The 21,809-nt window shown below is 71.3% G+C and carries 20 protein-coding genes; 15 read left to right on the top strand and 5 right to left on the bottom strand.

Annotation, left to right across the window (positions count from 1 at the left end; translation table 11 throughout):
* Positions 1 to 19 precede the first annotated feature (19 nt).
* The 9 genes from AC07DC_RS03065 to AC07DC_RS03025 all read left to right on the top strand — a co-directional run bounded on the left by AC07DC_RS03065 (position 20) and on the right by AC07DC_RS03025 (position 9,299).
* Positions 20 to 421 carry an acyl carrier protein gene (locus AC07DC_RS03065; protein WP_478911270.1) on the top strand — a complete coding sequence of 134 codons (402 nt, stop codon included), beginning with the start codon at positions 20 to 22 and terminating at the stop codon, positions 419 to 421.
* A complete protein-coding gene (locus AC07DC_RS03060; protein ID WP_478911268.1) occupies positions 418 to 3,369 on the top strand; it encodes a type I polyketide synthase in 2,952 nt (983 codons plus the stop codon). Before AC07DC_RS03065 ends, AC07DC_RS03060 begins: the two co-directional genes overlap by 4 nt.
* A 29-nt stretch (positions 3,370 to 3,398) precedes the next feature.
* Complete coding sequence (locus AC07DC_RS03055) at positions 3,399 to 4,430, top strand: 3-oxoacyl-ACP synthase III family protein (protein WP_478911266.1); 1,032 nt, start codon at positions 3,399 to 3,401, stop codon at positions 4,428 to 4,430.
* Between the two features lie 75 nt (positions 4,431 to 4,505).
* Positions 4,506 to 4,733, top strand: coding sequence for a phosphopantetheine-binding protein (locus AC07DC_RS03050; RefSeq protein WP_478911264.1), 228 nt, complete (start codon positions 4,506 to 4,508; stop codon positions 4,731 to 4,733).
* Positions 4,730 to 5,641, top strand: a complete 912-nt coding sequence (locus tag AC07DC_RS03045) for a 2-oxo acid dehydrogenase subunit E2 (RefSeq protein WP_478911262.1) — start codon at positions 4,730 to 4,732, stop codon at positions 5,639 to 5,641. The genes AC07DC_RS03050 and AC07DC_RS03045 overlap by 4 nt, the downstream gene beginning before the upstream one ends.
* Positions 5,634 to 6,461 carry a 4'-phosphopantetheinyl transferase family protein gene (locus AC07DC_RS03040; RefSeq protein WP_478911260.1) on the top strand — a complete coding sequence of 276 codons (828 nt, stop codon included), beginning with the start codon at positions 5,634 to 5,636 and terminating at the stop codon, positions 6,459 to 6,461. The genes AC07DC_RS03045 and AC07DC_RS03040 overlap by 8 nt, the downstream gene beginning before the upstream one ends.
* The gene (locus tag AC07DC_RS03035; RefSeq protein ID WP_478911259.1) at positions 6,458 to 7,744 is read left to right on the top strand and encodes an FAD-dependent monooxygenase; all 1,287 of its coding nucleotides are present in this window, start codon (positions 6,458 to 6,460) and stop codon (positions 7,742 to 7,744) included. The genes AC07DC_RS03040 and AC07DC_RS03035 overlap by 4 nt, the downstream gene beginning before the upstream one ends.
* Complete coding sequence (locus AC07DC_RS03030) at positions 7,741 to 8,817, top strand: alpha/beta hydrolase (RefSeq protein ID WP_478911257.1); 1,077 nt, start codon at positions 7,741 to 7,743, stop codon at positions 8,815 to 8,817. Before AC07DC_RS03035 ends, AC07DC_RS03030 begins: the two co-directional genes overlap by 4 nt.
* Positions 8,817 to 9,299: a DUF4260 family protein gene (locus AC07DC_RS03025; protein WP_478911255.1), complete on the top strand. Its 483-nt coding sequence runs from the start codon at positions 8,817 to 8,819 to the stop codon at positions 9,297 to 9,299. The genes AC07DC_RS03030 and AC07DC_RS03025 overlap by 1 nt, the downstream gene beginning before the upstream one ends.
* Here the strand turns inward: AC07DC_RS03025 and AC07DC_RS03020 are convergent.
* Positions 9,289 to 10,458, bottom strand: coding sequence for a cytochrome P450 (locus tag AC07DC_RS03020; protein ID WP_478911253.1), 1,170 nt, complete (start codon positions 10,456 to 10,458; stop codon positions 9,289 to 9,291). The two genes, AC07DC_RS03025 and AC07DC_RS03020, sit on opposite strands and share 11 nt — an antisense overlap.
* A gap of 209 nt (positions 10,459 to 10,667) precedes the next feature.
* On the opposite strand from AC07DC_RS03020, the gene AC07DC_RS03015 reads away from it, so the two are divergent.
* The 3 genes from AC07DC_RS03015 to AC07DC_RS03005 all read left to right on the top strand — a co-directional run bounded on the left by AC07DC_RS03015 (position 10,668) and on the right by AC07DC_RS03005 (position 13,551).
* A complete protein-coding gene (locus AC07DC_RS03015; protein WP_138356856.1) occupies positions 10,668 to 10,964 on the top strand; it encodes a DUF6059 family protein in 297 nt (98 codons plus the stop codon).
* 106 nt (positions 10,965 to 11,070) lie between these two features.
* Positions 11,071 to 12,798, top strand: coding sequence for a fatty acyl-AMP ligase (locus AC07DC_RS03010; RefSeq protein ID WP_478911251.1), 1,728 nt, complete (start codon positions 11,071 to 11,073; stop codon positions 12,796 to 12,798).
* A 147-nt stretch (positions 12,799 to 12,945) separates the two neighbouring features.
* A complete protein-coding gene (locus AC07DC_RS03005; RefSeq protein WP_138356855.1) occupies positions 12,946 to 13,551 on the top strand; it encodes a response regulator transcription factor in 606 nt (201 codons plus the stop codon).
* A 16-nt stretch (positions 13,552 to 13,567) separates the two neighbouring features.
* Here the strand turns inward: AC07DC_RS03005 and AC07DC_RS03000 are convergent, their stop codons facing one another.
* From AC07DC_RS03000 to AC07DC_RS02985, 4 genes are read right to left on the bottom strand one after another with little or no spacing between them, the layout of a single operon-like run.
* The gene (locus AC07DC_RS03000) at positions 13,568 to 14,773 is read right to left on the bottom strand and encodes a sensor histidine kinase (RefSeq protein WP_478911249.1); all 1,206 of its coding nucleotides are present in this window, start codon (positions 14,771 to 14,773) and stop codon (positions 13,568 to 13,570) included.
* Positions 14,751 to 16,382 carry a SagB family peptide dehydrogenase gene (locus tag AC07DC_RS02995; protein ID WP_478911247.1) on the bottom strand — a complete coding sequence of 544 codons (1,632 nt, stop codon included), beginning with the start codon at positions 16,380 to 16,382 and terminating at the stop codon, positions 14,751 to 14,753. The genes AC07DC_RS03000 and AC07DC_RS02995 overlap by 23 nt, the downstream gene beginning before the upstream one ends.
* Positions 16,383 to 16,420: 38 nt before the next feature.
* The gene (locus AC07DC_RS02990) at positions 16,421 to 18,706 is read right to left on the bottom strand and encodes a TOMM precursor leader peptide-binding protein (RefSeq protein ID WP_478911245.1); all 2,286 of its coding nucleotides are present in this window, start codon (positions 18,704 to 18,706) and stop codon (positions 16,421 to 16,423) included.
* A gap of 36 nt (positions 18,707 to 18,742) precedes the next feature.
* Complete coding sequence (locus AC07DC_RS02985) at positions 18,743 to 18,988, bottom strand: hypothetical protein (protein WP_478911243.1); 246 nt, start codon at positions 18,986 to 18,988, stop codon at positions 18,743 to 18,745.
* Between the two features lie 284 nt (positions 18,989 to 19,272).
* On the opposite strand from AC07DC_RS02985, the gene AC07DC_RS02980 reads away from it, so the two are divergent.
* From AC07DC_RS02980 to AC07DC_RS02970, 3 genes are all read left to right on the top strand, one after another.
* Positions 19,273 to 20,082, top strand: coding sequence for an AfsR/SARP family transcriptional regulator (locus tag AC07DC_RS02980; RefSeq protein WP_478911241.1), 810 nt, complete (start codon positions 19,273 to 19,275; stop codon positions 20,080 to 20,082).
* A 138-nt stretch (positions 20,083 to 20,220) separates the two neighbouring features.
* A complete protein-coding gene (locus tag AC07DC_RS02975) occupies positions 20,221 to 20,940 on the top strand; it encodes a thioesterase II family protein (RefSeq protein WP_478911239.1) in 720 nt (239 codons plus the stop codon).
* A gap of 21 nt (positions 20,941 to 20,961) precedes the next feature.
* Positions 20,962 to 21,804 carry an AfsR/SARP family transcriptional regulator gene (locus AC07DC_RS02970; RefSeq protein ID WP_478911237.1) on the top strand — a complete coding sequence of 281 codons (843 nt, stop codon included), beginning with the start codon at positions 20,962 to 20,964 and terminating at the stop codon, positions 21,802 to 21,804.
* Positions 21,805 to 21,809 lie beyond the last annotated feature (5 nt).

Genomic DNA, 21,809 nt, shown 5'->3' with positions numbered 1-21,809 from the left:
AGACAAAGAGGAGTCGGACATGGTGGTTCCCGGCAGCGCTGTCCAGGAGCGGGAGTTTCGCGGATGGCTCCTGGAGAAGCTCGGCCAGTACCTGCGGCGCCCCCCGGTGGACATCGACATCAGCGTGCCGTTCGCGGAGTACGGCATCGACTCGGTGGCCGCGCTGAGCATCTTCGGTGACATCGAGGACGGATTCGGCCTCTATCTGGAGCCGACGGTGGCCTGGGACCACCCCACGGTGCAGTCCCTCGCCCGCTATCTGGCGTCCGAGTCCGCTCGCAGCGCCACCGGCCCGCTGACGCAGGCCCCTTACGGCGAACCGACCGGCGGGAGCCAGGCGGGCGGCGATCCGACCGACCCCCGCGACAACCCCGGGACGGCGGGCTGGACGCGGAACACCCCGGGAGGTGGACCGCGGTGAACCCGATCGCCGTTCTCGGCCTGGACTGCCGCTTCCCGGGGGCCCCCGACCCGGGGGCGTACTGGGACCTGCTCGCCGCCGGAGCCGACGGCGTCGGGCCGAGACCCACCTCCCGCCGGGTCGGGGACACCCGGCGGGCGAGCGGGCCCGCGGCCCGGCCCGACGGCGGATTCATCGACGACGCCGACGCGTTCGACCACGCCTTCTTCGGCATCGGCCGCGCCGAGGCCGCCGCCATGGACCCGCAGCAGCGGCTGCTGCTGCAGACCGCCTGGCGCGCCCTGGAGGACGCCGGCATCAACCCCAGGGACCTGGCCGGCAGCGGCACCGGCATCTACGTGGGCGCCATGGCCGACGACTGGTCGCGGCTGCGGCTGGCCGACGACGCGGCGATCACCCCGCGCACCGGCACCGGCGCCGGCCGGGCGATCCTCGCCAACCGGCTCTCGTACCAGCTGGACCTGCGCGGCCCCAGTCTCACCGTCGACTCCGCCTGCTCCTCCGCGCTGATCGCCGTGCACCTCGCGATGGGCGCGCTGCTGTCCGGCGAATGCGACATCGCCCTGGCCTGCGGGGTCAATCTGGTGATGTCCGACGTCCTCGACGAGATCTACGGGCAGTCAGGACTGGCCGCCCCCGACGGCCGCTGCAAGCCCTTCGGCGCGCAGGCCGACGGCATCGGCCGGGCCGAGGGCGTCGGCGCCGTCGTCCTGCAGCGGTTGGCGGGCGCCCGCGAACAGGGCCGCCCGGTCCGGGCTCTGCTGCTGGGCAGCGCCGTCAACCAGGACGGCCGCAGCAACGGCATCATGGCGCCGTCCCGGCGCGCGCAGCGCGAGGTCATCCAGGCCGCCTGCCGGCGGGCCGGGGTGGAGCCGCAGCGGATCGGCTGGGTCGAGGCGCACGGCACCGGCACCCCGGTCGGCGACCTCATCGAGGCCCGCGCTCTCGGCGACGTGTACGGCGGGCTGCGGCCCGAACCGTGCGCGATCAGCTCGGTGAAGGGCAACATCGGCCACGCCGAGGGCGCGGCGGGTATCGCCGGCCTGATCAAGGCCGTGCTGGCGCTGGAACACCGGCTGGTCCCGCCGGTCAGGACCGCGGGGGGCGAACACCCGGGGCTCGAACTGTCGGCGCACGGGCTGAAGTTACTGACCGAACCCCTGTCGCTGCCCGACGGCGAGATGCTCGCCGCCGTCTCCAGTTTCGGCATGGGCGGCAGCAACGCCCACGTCGTGCTCTCCTCCGCGCCCCGGCAGACCGCCCCCATCGCCGCCCCGCAGACCAACAACGGTGAGAGCGGTGAGAACCCGGGGGTGTTCACGCTGACCGCGCCCACGGCCGAGGCGCTGCGCCGCAACCTGGTGGTCCAGGCTCGGTCGATCGCGGGTCGCGCCCAGGAGCCGGTCACCCCGCTGTGCTGGACCAGCAATCTGACCCGGACCGGTATGGCGTACCGGATCGCGATCCCCGCCGAGGACACCGCCGGGCTCGCCGCCGCCCTGGACGCCGCCGCGGAGGCGGGCGAGGGCGTGCCGGAGCCGCCGGAACCCCCGGTGGTGGCGTTCCTCTTCACCGGCCAGGGCGCCCAGTACCCGGGGATGACGAGCCGGCTGTACCGCGAGTCGCCGCTCTACCGGCAGTACCTCGACGAGGCGTCCCGGGCCCTGGAACCGCACCTCGGCGGTTCGATCACCGAGCTGCTGCTCGGCCGTGACGAGCGGGTGCACCGCACCGGCTGGACCCAGCCCGCCGTCTTCGCCGTGCAGTACGCGCTGGCCGGCTACCTGGAGGAGCTGGGCGTGCGGCCCGGCGCCGTACTCGGCCACAGCATCGGCGAGTTCGCGGCGGCCGTCACCGCGGGCGCGCTCGGTCTTGAGGACGCCGCGGCCCTCGTCGCGGCCCGCGGCACCGCCATGGAGGCGCTGCCCGAGGGCGGCGGGATGCTCGCCGTGCGGGCGCACCCCGACGACCTGCGCGAAGTCCTCGCAGGCGAACCGCTGGTGGGCCTGGGCGCCGCCAACGGCGCTGCCGCGTCCGTGCTGTCCGGCGATCTGGCGGGCCTCGCCAGGATCCGCGAACAGCTCGCCGCGCGCGGCGTCGGCTGCACCCCGCTCAAGGTCTCGCACGCCTTCCACTCGGTCCTGATGGAGCCGGTGCTGCCCGGCTTCCGCACGACGGCGGATGGGATCACCGCGGGCGAGCCGCGCATTCCGTTCTTCTCCACCGTCCGCGGCGGCCTGTTCGCCGGACGCCCGCTCGACGCCGACTACTGGTGCGAACACATCACCGGCACCGTCCGGTTCGCCGACGCCGCCGCCGCGCTGCTCGGCTCCGACGTGACGCATCTCGTCGAACTCGGCCCCAAACCCGTCCTGCTGCCCCTCGCCCGGCGGCTGCCCGGCGGCAGCGGGCTGCCCGGGATCTCGGTCGTCCGTGACGCCCACAGCGGCGCGCTGACCGCGGCCGAGGCGGCGGCCGCGCTCTACACGGCCGGGGTCGACATCCGCTGGGAGCTTCTCTACCGCCCCGAGGACAAGGTGCACGCCCAGCTGGCGCCGCAGAGCTTCGACACCTCGGCCCGGTTCTGGTACGAGCCGCCCCGACCGGCGGCGGCCCCGGCCGGCGAGCCGGGGAGTCCGGTTCTGTCGCTGGTGCGGGCCGGCGCCGGTCCGCGGGCGCCCGAGCGGGACGGCGGCGGGCTTGCCGAGGCGGTGCGCGAGACGGTCGCCGGGATCACCGGCGCCGAAGAGGGCACGCTCCGCGACGACGACCGGTTCTACGACGATCTGGGCTTCGACTCGGTGATGTTCATGGAGCTCAAGTACCGGCTGGAGGAGGCGGTTCCGGCACTGGGCGAGTTGTCCATCCCGGAGATGATGTCGAGCCTGGTCTCGCTGACGACCCTCATCGGCTATCTGCGTGAGCAGCTCGCCCGGGTCCCCGCCTGATGACCGGGAGCCCGCCCTCGGAGCCCGGCATGCACCTGCTCGCGGCGGCCACCGCGCTGCCGGGCCCGGCGATCGGCAACGAGGCGCTGGCCGGTCGGCTCGGGCTCTCCGCCGAGTGGGTGGAGATGTTCATCGGCACCCGGACCCGGCACTTCGCGGTGGACCTCGCCGGCGGTGTCGGCTGCCGGCTGGCCGACCTGTGCGAGCAGGCCGCCGCACGGAGCCTGGAGCGGGCCGGACTCACCGTGCACGACCTCTCCTTCGTGGTGCTCGCCACCGCGACCCCGGACTCCCTGATGCCCACCACCGCCGCCGTCGTCGCGGACCGGCTGGGAGCGGCGGGCATTGCGGCCTACCAGCTGCAGTCGGGCTGCTCCGGCGCCGTCCAGGCGTTCACCCTCGCCGAGGCGCTGCTCGCCCGCCAACCCGCACGGTCGGGCGGCGGGCCGTACGGGCTGGTCCTCGGCGGGGACGTCTGCGCCAAACACCTCGATCTGGAGCAGGACTTCCGCCGGATGCCGCCCGCCCAGCTCGTCAACTACGTGATCTTCGGCGACGGCGCGGGCGCCGCCGTGGTGAGCGCGGCCCCGGCCCCCGGCAGCGCCGCCTTCCACGGGCTCGGCCATCGGCTGGCCCTGCCGGGACAGCCGCCGGGCCAGCACGTCGAGTGGTACGGGGCCGCCGACCGCGGCAGCGCGCTGCCGCCGGTCTCCGAGGACTACAAGGCCGTCGAGTGCCTGGTCCCGGAACTGGCCCAACAGGTCTGCGCCGACCTGCTGGACACCCTCGGCTGGTCGGCGCCCGACCTCGGCTACCTGCTGCCACCGCAGCTCGGCGGTCTGATGACCCGGCGCATCACCGCCGCGCTGCGCGCCGGGCTCGGGGTGGAGAAGGCCGTCGAGATCTCCTGCGTCGCCGACACCGGAAACACCGGCAACGCCCTCGTGCTGAGCCAGCTGGAACTGCTGCTGCCCCTGCTGACCCCAGGCGAGCGGGCGCTGTGCGCCTGCGTCGAGTCCAGTCGGTGGATCTCGGCCGGCTTCGCCCTGGAGGCCGCATGACGGACGGCACCCATGGACCCGCACCGACGAACCCGCACGAACGAACCCGCACACGGAAATGAAGGAGGAGGCACAGTGACAGGAGTCGAGGACATGATCACCCTGCTCAACCGGGAACTGGGCCTGTTCCTGCGCCCGGAGGACGCCGGGTCGCCCCTGGACGCGCTCCCGGGCTGGGACTCGCTACTGCTGTTCCGGCTCGTCGCGGTACTGGAGGAGGAGGCAGGGCGGCCGCTGCCGGTCGCCGAGGTCGTCACGGCGGGCACCCTCGCCGAGATCCACGCGCTGGCGGTGGGGCTGTGACGCCACAGGCCGCGACCCGCCGGGCCGGCACGTCGCAGGAGACGGCCCGTCAGGACACGGCAGGAGCCGACCGGGCCCGGCGCCACACCCGGTACTTCCTGCGGTGGGCTCGCGCCGCCGCACCCGTACACCTGGCCGCGGACATCGACATGTCCGGCGTCCAGGAGCACCGGGCGGCGGCCCGCGCCGAGGGCCGGCGGTACTCCGTCGTGAGCTACCTGCTGTACGCGGTCGGCCAGGTACTGGCCGACCACCCGGAGGCCAACGCGACAACGGCCGGCGGGATCGTGCCGCGCACCCTGCGCTACGAGCGGGTGAACGCGAAGCTGGCCATCGACAGCGGGGACGCCGACGAGGGCCGGCGGGCGGTGCGCGTGGCGGTCCTGCCCGATGTGGACCGGCTGGACCTGGAGGCAATCCAGCAGTTGGTCGACCGCTACCGGAACGGAGCCGCCGAGGACCTGCCGGGCGCCGCGGGGGTGCGCCGGCTCGGCCGGCTGCCGTCGCTGCTCGGGCACCTCGCCTTCCGGACGGCCGTGAGCAGCGGGGCCCGCCGGGCCGAGCTGCTCGGGACCGTGGCGGTCAGCTCTCTCGGCCACCGCAGGGTGGACACCTTCCACTCCTACGGTGGTACCGCGGTCACCCTGACCGCGGGCCGGATCGCCGAGGTTCCGGTGGCCCGTGCGACGCGTGTCGCCGTGGCGCCGGTGATGCGCCTGGGTCTGACCTTCGACCACCGCGTGCTCGACGGCGCGGCGGCCGCCGACGTACTGGACGACCTGGCACTACTCCTGGAGGCATGCGATGCCGCTCTTCCCGGGGGGTGGGACGCCCCCCAACGCCGTTCCGGTGATCGGCCGGCCCATCAGGGTGACCAGTCCGGAAGGCCCGTGGCACCGCGTGGTTGAGGCGCTGGACGAGCGTGGCAGCGTCATGGTCCACGCCCTGCTGTCGGACTGGGTGCCCGAGAACCTCGACGACCCGGAGCTGCGCCCGGTCCTCGGACGGGACTGGCACCGCTACCAGGCGATGCGCCACCACCATGTGCGGGAGCGCTTCGCCGCCTCCCGGCTGCTGCTCAAACACGTGGCGGCGCAGGCGATCCAGGCACCGCCGGCCACCGTGGAGCTGGCCTACAAGCCCGGTGGCCGCCCGTACCTGCGCGGCTGCGACCAGATCGACATCAGCCTCAGCCACACCGAGGAACTGCTGCTGGTCGGCATCACCCGGCGCGGCTGGATCGGCGTGGACGCCGAACTGGAGGACCGCTCCATGCTGGTCTCCGGCATCGAGCGGCAGGTGTGCACCCCGTACGAACGCACCATGCTGTCCCAGGTCCGCGAGAGCGACCGCAACCAGGAGATGGTGCGGCTGTGGACGCTGAAGGAGGCGTACAGCAAGGCCATCGGCCAGGGCATGCGGTTCCGGTTCAACGAGTTCGGCTTCGGCCCGAGCGGCCATCCGGTCCAAGTGCTCAGACCGGACGGCTCTCCCGGCACAGGTGAGGAGTGGGCGTTCGGCACCTGCCGCGTCGAAGGGCGCTACACCGCCAGTTGGGCGCTGTACGACGCGGGCTTCGGCGACACCGACGACACCCGGGCCGGCACCATGCTCGACGAGGGCCTGGTCACCGCGCTGCTGCACCAGCCGGCCGAATCGCCGCAGCCGGCCGCCGAGGCGACCACGGCGCCGGACGTTCCGCTGACCGGAGCCGGAGTGGCGGCATGACCGGCCCGCCGCCCGCCGAGACCGACGCCGTCGTGGTCGGCGGCGGGCCGGCCGGGCTCGCGCTGGCGCTGGCGCTGGTACGGCTCGGCGTGCGCACCACCGTGCTGGAACGCTCCGCCGGCGGCCGTCGCGACTTCCGCGGCGAGTCGCTGTCCCCGGACGGCGTCCGGCTGCTGGACCGCTGTGGCGTCCTGGAGCCGCTGCGCGCCATCGCCCTTCCGGTGCGCCGGCTCGAGGTCGCCGACGGCGGCAGGACCGTACTCGACGTCGGCTTCGAGTCCTTCCCCTATCCGTACCGCTTCCCGCTGGAGATCCCGCAGTCCCTGCTGCTCGCGGAGATCGAGGCCGCGGCGCAGGGCCGGGACGGCTTCCGGATGCTGCGCGGCTGGACCGCCAAGGGCCTGCTGTCCGCGGACGGCAGGACCGCCGGCGTGCGGGCCGTCGGGCCCGGCGGGGCGGAGTGCGAGATCCGTGCCCGACTCACCGTCGGCGCGGACGGCCGCTACGGCAAGGTCCGCGAACTCGCCGAACTGGCCGCCCGGGTCAGGCCGCTGGACCGGGACGTGATCTGGATGCGGCTGCCGCGCCCCGTCGAGTGGACGGACGCGGCCTACCGGATCCGTATCCGCGGCGACCGGCACGCCCTGCTGCTCCCCGACTCCGGCGGCACCGTCCGGGTGGGCCTCAACATCCCCAAGGGCGGGCTGCGCGAACTGCGCAGGTCAGGACTGGACGCGCTGCACGGCCGGCTCGCTGAACTCGCCCCCGAACTGGCGGAGCCCGCCCGGCAGACGCTGCGGGACTGGTCCGACACCGCGCTTCTGGACATCTTCAGCACCACCGTGCCGCACTGGTCGGCGCCGGGCGTCGTGCTGATCGGAGACGCCGCGCACACCCTGTCGCCCGTCCTCGGCCAGGGCGTCAACCACGCCCTCGCCGACGCCGCAGCGCTCGCGCCGCTCGCCGCCGCGGCGCTCCACAGCGGGGAACCAGCCGGACTCGACCGCGCCACGGGACAGTTCCAGCGACAGCGGTCCCGCGAGGTGGCCCGCTCCCGGCGGCTGCAACTGCGCCAGGAGCGGATCTTCACCTGGTCGGCCCCGGCCGCCGTGGCGGTGCGCCGCGGCGTCTACCGGGCGTTGGACACCTCCGCCCGGCTGCGCGCCCGGATGCTGGAACCGGCGTACTTCGCCGACCAGCGGGCCGACCGGGAGCGGTCCGAACGGGGCCGCGGCACCCGGCGCGAGGACCACGACGAGCACGAGCAGGAGGCACGGACATGACCACACGGCTCGGTGCCGACGACGCCATCGGCCTGGAGGAGCTGCGCGGGCTGTCCCTGCTGCACGCACAGGCCCAGGGCATCGAACCCGGCGCCGCCCAGGAACTGCTGGCCCGGATCACCGAGCCGTGGGGAGACCGTCCGCGCTCCTGGGGGCGCGTCTGGTGCGCCGAGGGCGACCGGCTCGCGGACCAGGGACTGCACCTGGAGGCCTCCCGCCACTACGCCATGGCCCGCTTCCCCTACCCGGGGGACGAGCCCCGCCAGGAGGCCCAGCGCCGCTGCGTCGCCGCGTTCGACACCTGGCGCGCGGAACAGGACGCCGGCATCGAGCGGTTGGAGGTCCCGCTGGAGGACGGCACCGCCGTCTGCTGGACCGCCGGGCTGTCGGCCACCGACCCGAAACCGCTGATCGTCGTCATGGGCGGCATCGTCAGCGTCAAGGAGCAGTGGGCGCCGCTGCTGGTGCACGCCGAGGCGTTCGGAGTCGCGCTCGCCGTCACCGAACTGCCCGGCGTGGGCGAAAACACCGTGCCGTACGGGCCGCGCTCCCCGCGCATGCTCTCGGCGATCCTCGACGCGCTCTCCGGCCGGGCCGACGTCAGCCGCACCGCCGCCATCGCGCTCAGCTTCGGCGGCCATCTCGCGCTGCGCTGCGCCCTGGTGGACTCCCGGCTGGCCGGCGTGGCCACCGTCGGCGCCCCGCTACGGCTCTTCTTCGAGGACGAGGCCTGGCAGCGCCAGGTGCCCCGCACCACGCTCGCGGCCCTGGCCCACACCACCGGCGTTCCGCCGTCCCTGGTCTTCGGGTACACCCGCGGCTGGGGCCTCACCGACCAGGAACTCGGCGCCCTGCGCATCCCCGTCCACTACATCGCCGCCCTGCGCGACGAGATCGTGCCGCTGGGCGAGGCCGCGGTGCTGCGCCGGGCATCCGTCCCCGGCGAGGTGACCGTCCTCGACGACGTGCACGGCGCGCCCGCCCACCTCGACCACACCCGCGGAGTGCTGCTGGGGGCCGCGCTGGCCGTCGCCGCGCCCGCGGTGCCCGGCGCGGTACCGGAAGCCGCCTGATGACCCTGAACCCCGGCGGCGGAACCGCCCCGCCGGTCACGCACACCGCCTCGGGGGCCCGGCCCCCGGCCCCGCCGTCGGCCCCCGCCACGGCCCGCTGGAGCGGCGCTCCCGCCACCTGGGCGCACCGCCACCCCGTCGGGCGCGCGGTGAGCCTGGCGGTGGGCCTGGGCGCGCTGGGCGGCGCGGTGGCGCTGGGCGGGAGACGCGACAAGGTGCTCTGGTTCTGCGCGGTGGCACCGGACACCGCCCTGTTGCTCGGCATTGCCGGAGCGCCCACCTGGCACCGGATGCCGTCCTACGCGGTGCGCCCGTACAACGTGCTGCACTCGCCCGCGGTCCCGGCCGTCCTGCTGACGGCGGCGGCCCTCACCGGCCGCCGCCGCCTCGCCGTCGCGGGCATGGCCTGGCTCGGGCACATCGGCTGGGACCGCGCCTGCGGTTACGGACCGCGGGACGCGGCCGGCTACGTCACCAGGTGACCGGCAGCGCCGTCAGCCGATTCACCAGCAGCCCGGTGTGCATCGTGATGTCCTGCTCGGGAACGGCCAGCCGCAGCTTCGGCAACGCGCGGGCCAGCGTCGTCAGCGCGATCTCCAGTTCGGCGCGGGCCAACGGCGCGCCCAGGCAGTGGTGCACACCGTGACCGAACGCCAGATGCGACGGGCCGGGGCGGCCGGGGTGGAAGGTGTCCGCGTCCGGGAAGACCTTCTCATCACGGTTGGCGGAGCAGATCGAGGCGATGACGGCGCTGTTGGCGGGGATCGGCACACCCGCGACCTCGGTGTCCCGCAGGGTCACCCGCAGCGGGCCGCCGTCGCCCATCGGGTTGTGCCGCAGCAGTTCCTCCACCACGGAGGAGGGCCGGCGCAGCAGCGTCGCGAAGCCGTCCGGCTCGCGCAGCAAGGTGAACACGCAGGTGCCGATCATCCCGGCGGTCGTCTCGTGCCCGGCGACCAGCAGTGTCATCGCCATCGTGAGCAGCTCCAGATGGCTGAGGCTGCCGTGCTCGTCGTGCGCCTGGACCAGCGCGCTCAGCAGGTCGTCGCCGGGCTCGCGGCGCTTGGCGCCGACCAGGTCCGCGAGATACCCCACCAGTTCGTCGCGGTTGGCCCGCATCACCTCGGGGGAGTGCGCGGTGAGCGACAGCAGCGCGTCGGACCAGCCGCGGAAGCGGTCCCGGTCCTCGTAGGGCACCCCCAGCAGCTCGCAGATGACGAAGGCGGGCAGCGGGAACGCGTAGGCGCCGATGAGGTCGACGCCCTCGCCCGCGGTCACCATCTCGTCGACGAGCCGTTCCGCGGCCCGCTCGATCCGCGGCCGCAGCGCGCGCACCCGGCCCGCGGTGAACTCCGCGGTGACCAGGGCGCGCAGCCGGGTGTGCTCGGGCGGGTCCAGGGTGAACAGACCGCCCGCGTCGAAGGGCATCGCGGTCAGTTTCGGGGCCTGCGGCAGGACGGTGGCCGCGCGGCTGAAGTCGGCGCCGCCGAGCACTGCACGGACGTCCTCGTAGCGGCTCACCAGATACCCCGGGTCGCCGCTGGGCAGGGTGACCCGGGCGACCGGGCAGCCGGCGCGGAGGTCCTCGTAGGCCGGTGGCACCTGCGTCGCGGACGGCCTGGGCGGCGGGTAGGTGGTCACAGTGACACTCCTCGGGGCCGGTGGAGCGCGGGAGCGCGCCCCGGCCCGAGCGTCCGCCGCCGGGCTCGTGATCCGGTCAACGTCCCGTCAAGGAAACCTGGTGGAACCGGATCAGAGCTTCCATGACTCGTGCTGGAGTCGTCCTTGAGCGGCCGCGGACACTATGGACGCAGCGCCGGAGAGAGCGCGAAATCCCACGGAGGCCTCAGATGAGCCAGCTCGCCAAGTGGTCTGTCACCTACTTCCTGGGCCCGGTCTACCGGGCTCTGGTGACCTACGGGACGTTCTACGTGCCGATCACTCCGTACCTCTATCCCTCGGGTCGGACCGCCGGGCTGGGACGGCAGCAGCGCAAGCCGGGCCACGACTACGCAGACCCGATCGCCGGCTACGCGGGCCCTGCCGACGGGCACCCGGAGACGGTCCGTCCGGACGTCCCGCTGAGTGCCTTCGAACGGGAAGCCGCCCGCCAGCTGGGCCTTGTCCACGAGTTCGAACGCCCCTGACCACTCAGGTTCAAGGCGGGTTTGAGGCGACGAGCTCATTCTGACCCCGTACGGCGACGCCAACGGGGGAGCAGCCTTGTCTGGACAAGCGGACTTCGCAGAATTAGTGCGGCAGCAAGCGCAGGCGCGGACCGGCCAAGAGGCCTTCGCCTTCACCGGGGAGGGACGCGACGGGGCCGCGACCGTCGACCGGATCACCTACGGCCGGCTCGACCGGGAGGCCCGGCGGCTGGGCGCCTGGTTGCAGGACCACCACGCGACCGGCAAGCGGGTGCTGATCCTGCAGGACCGGGGACCGCTGTTCATCGCCTGCTTCCTCGGCTGTCTGTACGCCGGGGCGGTGGCGGTGCCCGCCCCGCCACCCGGCGGCACCCGCCGGCACATCGAACGCGTGGCCGGCATCGTGAAGGACTCCGCCGCGTCGTTCGCCCTCACCGACTCCCGGCACGCGCCGGTCATCTCCCAGCTGCTGGCCGAGGCCGGCCACGGCGACGTGGTGTGCCTGGCGACCGACGCGCTGCCGGCCGACGCCATCGCGCCGGCCGACCCGGACGACTGGCGGCGTCCGGACGTCTCGCTGGACGACATCGCCTTCCTGCAGTACACCTCGGGTTCCACCAGCGAGCCCAAGGGCGTGATGATCTCGCACCGCAATCTGCTCGCCAACCAGCGGGCGATCCAGCGGGCGATGGGCACCGGCGCCCGGTCCACGATCGGCGGCTGGCTGCCCTTCCACCACGACATGGGCCTGGTCGGCCACTTGCTGCACCCCCTGTGGCTGGGCGCCCAGGGTGTGATCATGCCGGCGATGAGCTTCGTACGGCGTCCGGTGCGCTGGCTGCAGATGATCTCCGAGTACGGGATCACCACCGGCGGCGGCCCCAACTTCGCCTACGAACTGTGCGTCCAGCGCGTCACCGACGAGCAGGTCGCCGAGCTCGACCTGTCCCGCTGGGAGAACGCCGTCAACGGGGCCGAGCCGGTGCGGGCGGAGACGCTGTGCGCCTTCGCCGAGAAGTTCAAGCCCGCGGGCCTCGACCCGTCCGCGCTCTACCCCTGCTACGGGATGGCCGAGGCGACGCTGCTGGTGTCCGGCGGGATACCCGGCAGCCGGGCGCCCCAACTGCCGGTGGACGCGGCCTCGCTGGAGCGCCACCGGCTGGAGGACCCCGCTCCTGGCCGACCGGTCCGCACCCTGGTGGGCTCCGGTCTGGTCCGGGACTTCGACCTGCGGATCGTCGACCCCGAGAGCGGCCGGCCGAGGATGCCCGGGACGATAGGCGAGATCTGGATACGCGGCGACAGCGTCGCCCAGGGGTACTGGAACCGGCCGGCGGAGACCGCGTACTCCTTCCAGGCGGTCACCTCGACCGGTGAGAGCGGCTTCCTGCGCACCGGAGACCTCGGGGTGGTGCGGGACGGAGAGCTGTTCGTCACCGGCCGGCTCAAGGACGTCATGATCGTCGCCGGGCGCAATCTGTATCCGCAGGATGTGGAGCGCACCGTCCAGCGGGTGAGTGCCCTGTTCAGCTCGACGGTGGTCTTCGCCGTCGACTCCGATCGCGAGCATGTGGTGGTCGTCCAGGAGGTGAGGTCCGGGCGCACCTTCGACGCGGATCTGCCCGGCCTGGTGTCGGCGGTCCAGCAGAGCGTGTCGCGGGAGTTCGCGATGCCGGTGCGGAACGTGGTGCTGGTCCGGCCCGGGACGGTCCGCCGGACCACCAGCGGAAAACTGCAACGCGCCGCCATGCGCCAGCTGTTCCTCACCGACCGGCTCCGCCCCCTGCACGAGGTCGTCGACCCGGACCTCAAACGTCTGGTGCGGCACGGGTAGGACCGGCTCAGGACCGGGCCGGAGGTCGTTTCCTGCGACCATTGGTACCGGCCGTTCACGTAATCTGCTCATCCGTGTGCCTAACGTGGCTGAATCTGCGATCCTGTGACCCGGAAGTTGGCAGTTGGGAGCCGGGAGGCGCGACGCATGATTCACGTTCTCCTCGCGGAGGACATGCACATGGTCCGCGGTGCGCTGGTCGCCCTGCTGAACCTCGAGGTCGACATCAAGGTCATCGCGGAGGTCGAGTCCGGGGACGAGATCGTGCCCACCTCCGTTCGGACACGCCCCGATGTGGCAGTGATCGACATCGACCTGCCGGGCATCGACGGTCTGACCGCCGCCGCGGACCTGCATGAGCAGATGCCGTCGTGCCGGACGTTGATCCTCACGAGCCTCGGCAGACCCGGCAACCTCCGCCGGGCTCTGGACGCGCATGTCTCCGGTTTCATCCTCAAGGACGCGCCGCCGGCCAAACTGGCCCAGGCGATCCGCAGCGTGCGTGCGGGAGAGCGGGTGATCGACTCCCAACTCGCCCTGGCCGCCTGGGACACCGGTGAGAACCCGCTCACCCGGCGGGAGGTCGAGGTCCTCCGGCTCACCGCCAACGGCGCGGAGGCGGTGGAAATAGCCGCCCGGCTGTTCCTCTCGGTCGGCACGGTCCGCAACTATCTGACGACGATTCTCGCCAAGCTCAACGCGCGTAACAAGGTCGACGCCATCAGGATCGCCCGCGACGCCGGTTGGCTGTAACGGCCCGGCGTGAGCTCTACGCCGCCGCGCCACTCAGCGGCACCAGGGCGGTCAGCCGGAACCAGCCGTCCTCGGCGGCCGCGGCGTTGAGCGTGCCGCCCAGCTCGCCGAGTCGTGTACAGAGGTTGTCGAGGCCCCTGCCGTCGCGCCGGGCGGTGACGGACGGGGAGGTGTTGAGCCCGTCGTTCTCCACCCGCAGGCGCACCACGCCCTTGTCCAGGATCGCTTCTATGACGCAGTTCTGCGCCTTGCTGTGCCGCAGCAGGTTCGACACCCCCTCACGCAGCACGGTGGAGAGCACGGTGTTGACCCGGTCCTCGAGCGGGCCGCAGTCGACGGTCACCACGGTCGCTATGTCGGCCGAGACCAGCACGGCCCGGGTGGCGGCTATCTCGGCGGCCAGCGACATGTCGCGGTAACTGCTCGCCACCATGCGGACATCGGACAGTGCCTGGCGGGAGATGGCCAGCATCGTCGAGATCTCCTCGCAGGCGCGATCCGGATGGCTGTTGACCAGCCGGTAGACGAGTTCCCCCTTGAGGGTGATCGCGGAGAGGCTGTAGCCGAGCAGATCGTGCAGATCCCTGGCGACCCGATCACGCTCCTGGGCCACTGCCAGCCGGGCGAGTTCGGCGCGGGCGGCCTGTACCTCCACCAGCAGATCGCCCAGCCGGGTGAGGCCGAAGACGGAGAGGCCGATGGTGCCGACGCCGCATGCGTAGTAGAAGGCGCTGAACCCGTCGGACCCGAGGTGCTGTTCGATGAAGAACATGCTGATCGCCACGGCTGACGCGCTCAGCCAGGAGACTTTGCCGCGAAGGAACAACAGGAGTGATCCGGCGAAGTAGCCCGGCATCCCCACCCAGCTGTCCTTCAGGATCAAGAAGGGGATATAGGTGAGCAGCCCCTGCATGGACAGCGTCCAGATCCAGTAACGAGGTCTGTCGCCGCCCCGATTGGGGAGGGAATGGAGGTTCTGCAGCAGGAATAGCGCAACGAGTATGCCGGCGCCCCATGCCATGTCCGAAGTCGGCACCTGGCGGGCCAGCATGCTGACGATTCCCAGCAGCAGATACCCCAGCATGGTCAAGGCCACGATCGCCCGGCCGAGCCGGGGCACAGGAATGTCGCCCCCTGGCAAATCGTGTTCTACCTGCCCCCGTACACCGACCATTACCTGTCTCCCCTGCAGCAATGGATCAGCGGTCATCGTGCTGAGCACCAGGCCGTGCCGGAAGACTACTCGCTACAGGCTGAACATGACCTGCTGTTGCCGCGCATCGTTCGCCCCAATCACTGTCATTGACGGGGTATCCCATGGCACTTTCTGCCTCCGCGGAGGTGTCGTCCGGTGCCAGCGGGCCGAGAAGGAGCTCGCCGATACTGGATTCCTCGCGCCAGTCCAGTCCGAAGGCCTGCGCCGACGTTTCGATGTCTCCGCTGCCCAGCGGCAGGGGAGCGAGCCGCATCGCCGTGGCGACCAAGCACATCGTCTGCTGGACCACGCCCACATGCTTGAGCGCGAGGGCGTACCACATGCCGCTGTATTTCCATGACAACCTGCGGAAGCGGGCGGTGATGGTGATCAGGACCTGTGGCGTCGTGGTCATACCCGCGGCGGCGCTCGCCTGTGCGAGCAGTTCGGCAGCGGAGTTCGACGGGTCGTCCAGCCGTACCAGACAGTGGCCGTAGGGGTCGTAGTAGTAATTGCCGGCCGCCAGTCCCACGCAGCGGCTGAGAGTGATGTAGCACTCCAGCTCATAGGCCGATCCGCCACTCGGATAGGGACGGCTACTGGCGGGATAGGAGGCGGGCTCCAGACCGATGCTGCTGTAGAGGGAACGGATGCGCGCTATCCGGTAGAGGAACTCGCCCAGTTGCCGATCACTGAGCGGCTCCTCCGCGTAGGTGCGGGTGGACCGGCGGGTCTCCAGTACCGCGGTCAGCGGCGGGTCCGCCGCCAGCACCGCGTCGAGATCGGGCCGGTACAGCGGGATGCGTACGCCGTCGGGCGCGCTCTTGACCGCCGGTTCCGGGGACAGCTGGCCGAGATAGGGGAAAGTGGCCCCGAAGTCGCCGTCATGGCGGCCGAGCCGGGTGCGGGTGTGGAAGAGCAGTTCGTTCGGGGTCCAGGTGATGAGCGAGGGATCGTGGTCCTCGGCGAAGACCACCACCCCGTTCGCGTCATGTTCGCCGAGCGTGACCATGCCGGCGGCGGCGAGGTAGGCGATGATGTCCGCCACCACGCCCTCCGCCACCGGCAGCGCGGCCGTGGCGGCTTTCAGAGTGGTCGCCTTGCCGAGGACCCCGATCACCCAGGCCGCCTCGGGCCGGCGGAACTGCGCCCGGTGCAGGGACAGCGCCGATTCCAGGACCAGCAGCTCGTCCTTGGTCTGCAGTACGGCGAACCGGGAGAGTCTGATCGGCTGGTCGGGCGGCACCGCCCGGATGTCCAGCCGGGCGCCGCGGGCGATCGGGACCATGTCCAGGAGTTGCGGTTCGGTGTCGTCCAGGCCCAGCGAGCGGACGACGAGGTAGGAGACGCTGTCGAGGAGTGCCAGCAGGCGGGCCCGGTCGCTCGCGGTGATCTCGCCGTGCGGCCGGGGGGTGGCGCGCAGGATGTTCTCCAGATCCACCGGCCCGAAGCTCATCCTGCGCAGCGATTCGTAGACCAGCTCATCGGGACCGGTCAGGAGCACGTCCCCCCACCGGCTGTGCAGCACCGCCCCGCCGGCGGAGGATGCCCGTTCCAGATGGACATCCTCCCGTAGCGACCACAAGGAGACCCTGCGCAGGTCGGTGCCTACGTCCGGGCGTGGTTCTGAATGCACAGGAGGTCTCCTTCGGATGCGGTGTTGCGGACGCGATGTCAGAGGAAGAGAGGAACCGGATTGAGGTTCTCGTACCCCAGCGGCGTCGTACGACGGCCGAGCAGAACCGGGACGTCGAACAGGCGGCCCGGTGCGAAGCGGGCCCAGAAGTGGCGCAGCCCCGGCACGATGACCTTGACGACCGGCAGACCGATGTCGGGCCGCGTCTGGTCGAGGACGAGCAGTTCCATTCCCTTGGCCTCCACCAGACGCTGGATGCCCATGACGTCGTCGAGCAGGTCCGGATGGGCGGTGTACGGGTAGTCGTCCGGGGTGGACATCGGAGCCAGCGGATCAGGCAGCAGATACGGTTGGTTGGCGACGGTGGCGGTACGGCACCACTCCAGGATGTCGTTGCCCGAACACTCGTAACCCCCGCCGTCCGGGCGGGCGTTCATGACATAGGGCAGCATCTGGTCGAGCTCGGTGAGTGCCCGGCGCAGCGCGACACGCATGTCGAAGTGGGCGCCGAGCCCGATCACGATGTCCTCGTCCTCCTTGTCCGTACGCCGGGACAGGGCCGCCACCGCGGGGATGCCGAAGTCGGCGGTCAGGTCCAGGGCCCACACCTCGCGGTTCCGGCCCGCGTACAGGGAGCGCCGCTCGGCGATCCAGGGTTCGTCGAACGCGCTGAGACTGAGCCCCGGATGGCGGGTGCGGTTGTACCACCACAGGGCCGTCGAATCGCGCTCCACGAGTTCGAGGAAACCCTGCACGATGGCGTCCTCCAGGCTGCTTCCGGCCGCACACCCGTTGGAGTCGGCCGAGCAGAAGCCGCCGCCGGAGGATTCGGGGGTGTTGTAGTACAGCATGCTGGTCGGCAGCAGCCGCTGCCGCTGCTCGGTGAGCGACCAGACCGGTGTCCAGTCCACGTCGGCGGTGACGTCGAACACCTCGTTCACCTGTTGGAAGTCCCCGTGCGCAGCGTTCCAGCGGTCCCGGTCCGCGTACTGGCGCTCGTCGAAGAGCTGGCAGCGGTTCGGGTGGATGGCCAGGTCGCCGAGGTTCCGCAGTGAATCGCGTACGCGCAGTTCCTCGCCGGTGAACACACCGGAGAACCTCTCGAGCGCCTCGCACAGCGCCCCGACCTCGGCCTCCACCGAGGTCACACCTTTGCCGGCGCTCATACCGCGGAAGCCGTGCCGCAAGGAGCGCAGCCCCGGCGTCCCCAGCGCCATGTTGTGGCCCGCCCGGTACACCTGGAGTCCGGGTGGCGCGGCCGGGTCGGGGTCGAGCCGGCTCACCACCCCGGTCAGCGGGCTGACCTGCGTCCGGTAGCGGGCGAGGACGTTCTCGGGAGAGGCGGACCGGTCGCCGCTGCCGTTCGCGTACGCCTTGGAACGCGAACGCAACGGCAGCGGACGTCCGATCCGTTCGGTACTGAGAGAGGGATCCCCGCAGAAGGAGCACTGCGGGCGGCGCTGTACCGCGTGATGACGGGCCGTCATCGTGAAGTTGTCCAGGGTCAGTACGGACTGCTGCCCGTGGTAGCGGTGCCCGGCCATCCATTTCGCCGCTTCGAGAGCCACCATGTGCAGTCCCACCCCCTGGCTCGGGGGTATGGAGGCCTGCGGAATCAGCAGCGGACCGGAACGCCCCAACGTGCGCTGTACGTGATTCTCCACTTCCCGGTGACCGCGCAGTCGGTGGGCGAGGCAGTTCCAGCACGGGCCCTCACCCGGCTGGAACACGGGGCCGAGCCAGATGTCGGCCCCGTGCGGCTTCGCCAGCAGCCACGGCCGTCCGGCCGCGCGGTGCGATGCGTCGACCGCGGCCAGTTCACTGGCCAGGTAGTCGTCGCAGACCACGACGGACAGGTCGGCGCGCGGAATTCCGCAGCCGGCCCCCGTCACCGCGGAGGTGGCGTGGACCGACACCCCGGTGGCCTGCAGCGCGGCCCTCACCGCGCTGCCGTCGACCGCGCCGACCGTGAGAATGCGGACCGATCCGTCCGCCAGCCGGGCCGCGGTCTGCGCGCCGTCGAGCCCGGCCAGTTCCCAGAACGCGAGCCCCGTCCTGGCCGGGTTCTCCAACGTGCGTGCGGTACGCCGGAAGTCGACCAGTGCGGCATTGGCGAGTTGGGCCAATACGTATCCGATTTGCTCCGGGGCGAGTTCCCGTCCGGCGTCCCGGATTATCTCGTTGAATCCCCGGCGGCCGTCCATGAGCGGAGCCATGAGCTCCAACTGCGGACAGTCGATCATTTTCACGTCCCGCTCGGAGAAGAGATATGTCCCTTCGCCCGGTATTACCTCAGCACGCAGATGAGCCTTGAACTCCGTCATAGCAGCATCCCCCTGTGCCAGCACGGTTTTAGTGGATCATCCCTTGACGCAGAAACAACTGACGGAGCTGCGTGCCTTCATCTCGCCGGTGAAGTCCTCGATCACCAGCGCCAGTTGCGGTGCCGGCGGGAGGGCGGGGGTGCTGACGTCGCCGGCGACGTGCAAGCCGAACTCGGCGAGTACCTGGGAGGGGTTCTGTGCGTACCGGAGGCTTAAGGCCGGCTCGATCCAACTGAGCGCCACCAGCTCCGCGAAGCGCCAGTCCTGCTCTATTGCGTCCATTCTCGTTCTCCAGTTCTGTGACCTGTTCATGGCCGGTTGATGCGTTCCTGGCGGTACACCGAGGAGTGTGCGGCTGAAAATCGGGCAGCGAACAGTGGGTCGGTCATGGAACTCATGTGAAGATTTCATGATCTCGGAATCCCGTCCTCCCCTGAAACCCGTGAAGATCTCACTGTTCAGGTCAATGCCCTCGATGGGAACCTTTGCTCGTGCTCCTATGTGCGCAGCGATCGCCGGGTCGAGACGACACAACGGCGGCGTGGAACGGGGAGAGGACGGCACCAATGGAGATCAACGTCTTGGGACCATTGACGGCGAGCGAAGCCGGCACTTCGATTGTGCCCAGCGCCGCCAAGCCGCGGCAGATCCTGGCCGTTCTCGCTCTGAACGCCAACCATGTCGTGACTGTCGCCAGGTTGATGGAGGAGCTGTGGGGTTCCGATCTGCCGCGCAGTGCTCCGACGACGCTGCAGACGTACATTCTGCAGCTCCGCCGGAAACTGAGCGCGGCGCTGGGGTCGGTCACCGGAGCGAAGGACGTGCTGGCCACCCGGCACAGCGGCTATCAGCTGAGCATGGACTCCGCTGCCATCGACGCCTGGCAGTTCGACCAGCTGACGGTGGCGGGATACGCGGCCTACGAGGCCGGGGACGTCGCCCGGGCCTCCCGCCGGCTGAGCGAGGCACTGAACCTGTGGCGAGGGCCGGCGCTGGTCGACCTGCAGCACGGAACGCTGCTCGAAGTCGAGGTGATGCGGCTGAGGGAAAGCCGCCTCGCGGCGCTGGAGCGCCGGCTCGACGCCGACCTGGCCATGCGCCGGCACCATGAGTTGCTCGGCGAACTGGCCGGTCTGACCGCGGAATTCCCGCTGCACGAGAACCTGCACGCACAATTCATGCTGGCGCTCTACCGGTGCGGCCGCCCTTCGCAGGCGCTCGAGGCATTTCGCCGGCTGCGGTCCGGTCTCGTGGACGAGCTGGGGCTCGAGCCTTCCGCCCGGGTGCAGCGCCTGCAACGGGCGATTCTCTCCGCGGACCCGGTTCTCGACGGGGTTCACCCCGGCGCGGTGGTCGGAGTGGCGAGTATCGGCTGAGGCCCGGCCGGCTGCTCCAGCCTGCGTCCAGTGACTTTCCAGGCGGCCTGTGGACGATCGCGGCATCCGTCCGGATGCGGGCGGAACAAGTCCAGGAGGCGGTCGGCTGTGGGTGGATATCTGGCGGTGAGACCAAAAATGGCCGCCAGGCTTCGGCTTTTCTGCTTTCACCACGCGGGTGGCGGCGCAATGTCGTTCGCTCGATGGCAGAATCGTTTCGGCTCTGACATTTCCGTTATCCCGGTACGGCTCCCCGGACGTGAGACGCGACTGCGTGAAGAGCGCGTCACCGATGGAGAACAGTTGTCGCGCGAGTTGGAAGCCGAGCTGGGGCCCTTTCTCGACCGACCGTACGCCCTCTACGGGCACAGTCTCGGCGCCCTGGTCGCCTACTCCTTCGCCCTCCACCACCACAGGTCGGGAGGACGTCCGCCCGAGGTGCTGACGGTCGGAGCCTGCTCCGCACCGCACTTGGGGATGCCGGACCTGGAGGGTGCGGAAGGGTCCGACGAACGGGTGCTCTCGGTGATGAGGGCGTCCGGCGGCATCACCAGCCAGCTGCTGGACCGGCCGCAGTGGCTGCAACTCACGATGACGATCATGCGGGACGATCTGCTGCTCGCCGCCGGCCTGCGGGCCGCGGCGGGGGACCCGCTCCCGTGCCCGGTGCTGGCCGTGTCCGGCCGGGACGACCTGTTGGTACCGCCAGGTGCGGTACATGCCTGGTCCCGCTACGCGCCCGAGGGTTTCCGGACGGGCTCGGTGCCCGGGGACCACTTGTTCGTAAGGGACGCCGACCTGGCCGATCTGCTGCGCGCCGAGCTCGAAGAGCGGCGTCCACTGGAACCGGCCGTCTGACCCTCGAGAGGAGCCGAGAAGATGGACATTGGTGTGCTTGGCCCCTGCCGGGTGACGCAGGCGGGACAATCAGTCGTCCCGACTGCGATCAAGCCGCGCAAGGTGCTCGCCCTGCTCGCCCTGCAGCCGGACCGGGTGGTCTCGGTGAGTTCGCTGATCGAGGAGTTGTGGGGCGGCAATCCGCCGCGCAGCGTGCAGACCACCCTGCAGACGTACATCCTGCAGATCCGGAACCTGATCACCAGGTCACTGGCCGGTGAGGACCAGCGCGATCTGCCGCTGGGAGCCAAGAGCGTCCTGGTCACCGAGGCGGGAGGCTATCTGCTCGACACCCAGGGCGGTGTGGTGGACTCCGTGGAGTACGAGCGGCTGGCGGGTGCCGGCCACCGGGCCCTGGAGTCCGGCGACCACTCCGGGGCAGCGCTGCTGTTCCAGCAGGCGCTCGCCCTGTGGCGCGGCCCGGCGCTCGTGGACGTACAGGTCGGCCCGTTGCTGGAGGCGGAGGTGACCCGGCTGGAGGAATCGCGGATGAGCATCCTCAGCCAGCGCATCGAGGCCGATCTGCAGCTCGGCCGGCACCACGAGATCCTGGGCGAACTGGCCGGGCTGGCTGCCCAGCACCCCACGCACGAGAGGTTGCAGGGTCAGCTGATGCTCGCCCTGTACCGGGCCGGCCGCCGGGGCGGCGCCCTTGAGGCCTACCACCGCATGCGCGTGGTGCTCGGCAGGGAACTGGGACTCGACCCGTCCTCGGCGTTGCAGGAACTGCAGCAGGCGATGCTCGCGTCGGACCCGGGACTCGAATGCGACCCGGTCGGTTCGCTGACCGGCGGGGGACCGCTGCGAGTGGTGCGGGCCGGCTGACCGGC

The sequence above is a fragment of the Streptomyces sp. NPDC045021 genome, assembly GCF_056432645.1.
Note: the sequence above shows the minus strand (reverse complement) of the source record. Positions and strands in the feature narration are given on the sequence as shown.

Bases quoted from the DNA above. Each gene is read 5' to 3' on its own strand.
- AC07DC_RS02970 (WP_478911237.1), top strand. From the start codon at position 20,962: ATGGACATTGGTGTGCTTGGCCCCTGCCGGGTGACGCAGGCGGGACAA.
- AC07DC_RS02990 (WP_478911245.1), bottom strand. From the start codon at position 18,706: ATGACGGAGTTCAAGGCTCATCTGCGTGCTGAGGTAATACCGGGCGAA.
- AC07DC_RS03015 (WP_138356856.1), top strand. From the start codon at position 10,668: ATGAGCCAGCTCGCCAAGTGGTCTGTCACCTACTTCCTGGGCCCGGTC.
- AC07DC_RS03025 (WP_478911255.1), top strand. From the start codon at position 8,817: ATGACCCTGAACCCCGGCGGCGGAACCGCCCCGCCGGTCACGCACACC.
- AC07DC_RS02975 (WP_478911239.1), top strand. From the start codon at position 20,221: ATGGCCGCCAGGCTTCGGCTTTTCTGCTTTCACCACGCGGGTGGCGGC.
- AC07DC_RS03055 (WP_478911266.1), top strand. From the start codon at position 3,399: ATGCACCTGCTCGCGGCGGCCACCGCGCTGCCGGGCCCGGCGATCGGC.
- AC07DC_RS03005 (WP_138356855.1), top strand. From the start codon at position 12,946: ATGATTCACGTTCTCCTCGCGGAGGACATGCACATGGTCCGCGGTGCG.
- AC07DC_RS03030 (WP_478911257.1), top strand. From the start codon at position 7,741: ATGACCACACGGCTCGGTGCCGACGACGCCATCGGCCTGGAGGAGCTG.
- AC07DC_RS02985 (WP_478911243.1), bottom strand. From the start codon at position 18,988: ATGGACGCAATAGAGCAGGACTGGCGCTTCGCGGAGCTGGTGGCGCTC.
- AC07DC_RS02980 (WP_478911241.1), top strand. From the start codon at position 19,273: ATGGAGATCAACGTCTTGGGACCATTGACGGCGAGCGAAGCCGGCACT.
- AC07DC_RS03035 (WP_478911259.1), top strand. From the start codon at position 6,458: ATGACCGGCCCGCCGCCCGCCGAGACCGACGCCGTCGTGGTCGGCGGC.
- AC07DC_RS03065 (WP_478911270.1), top strand. From the start codon at position 20: ATGGTGGTTCCCGGCAGCGCTGTCCAGGAGCGGGAGTTTCGCGGATGG.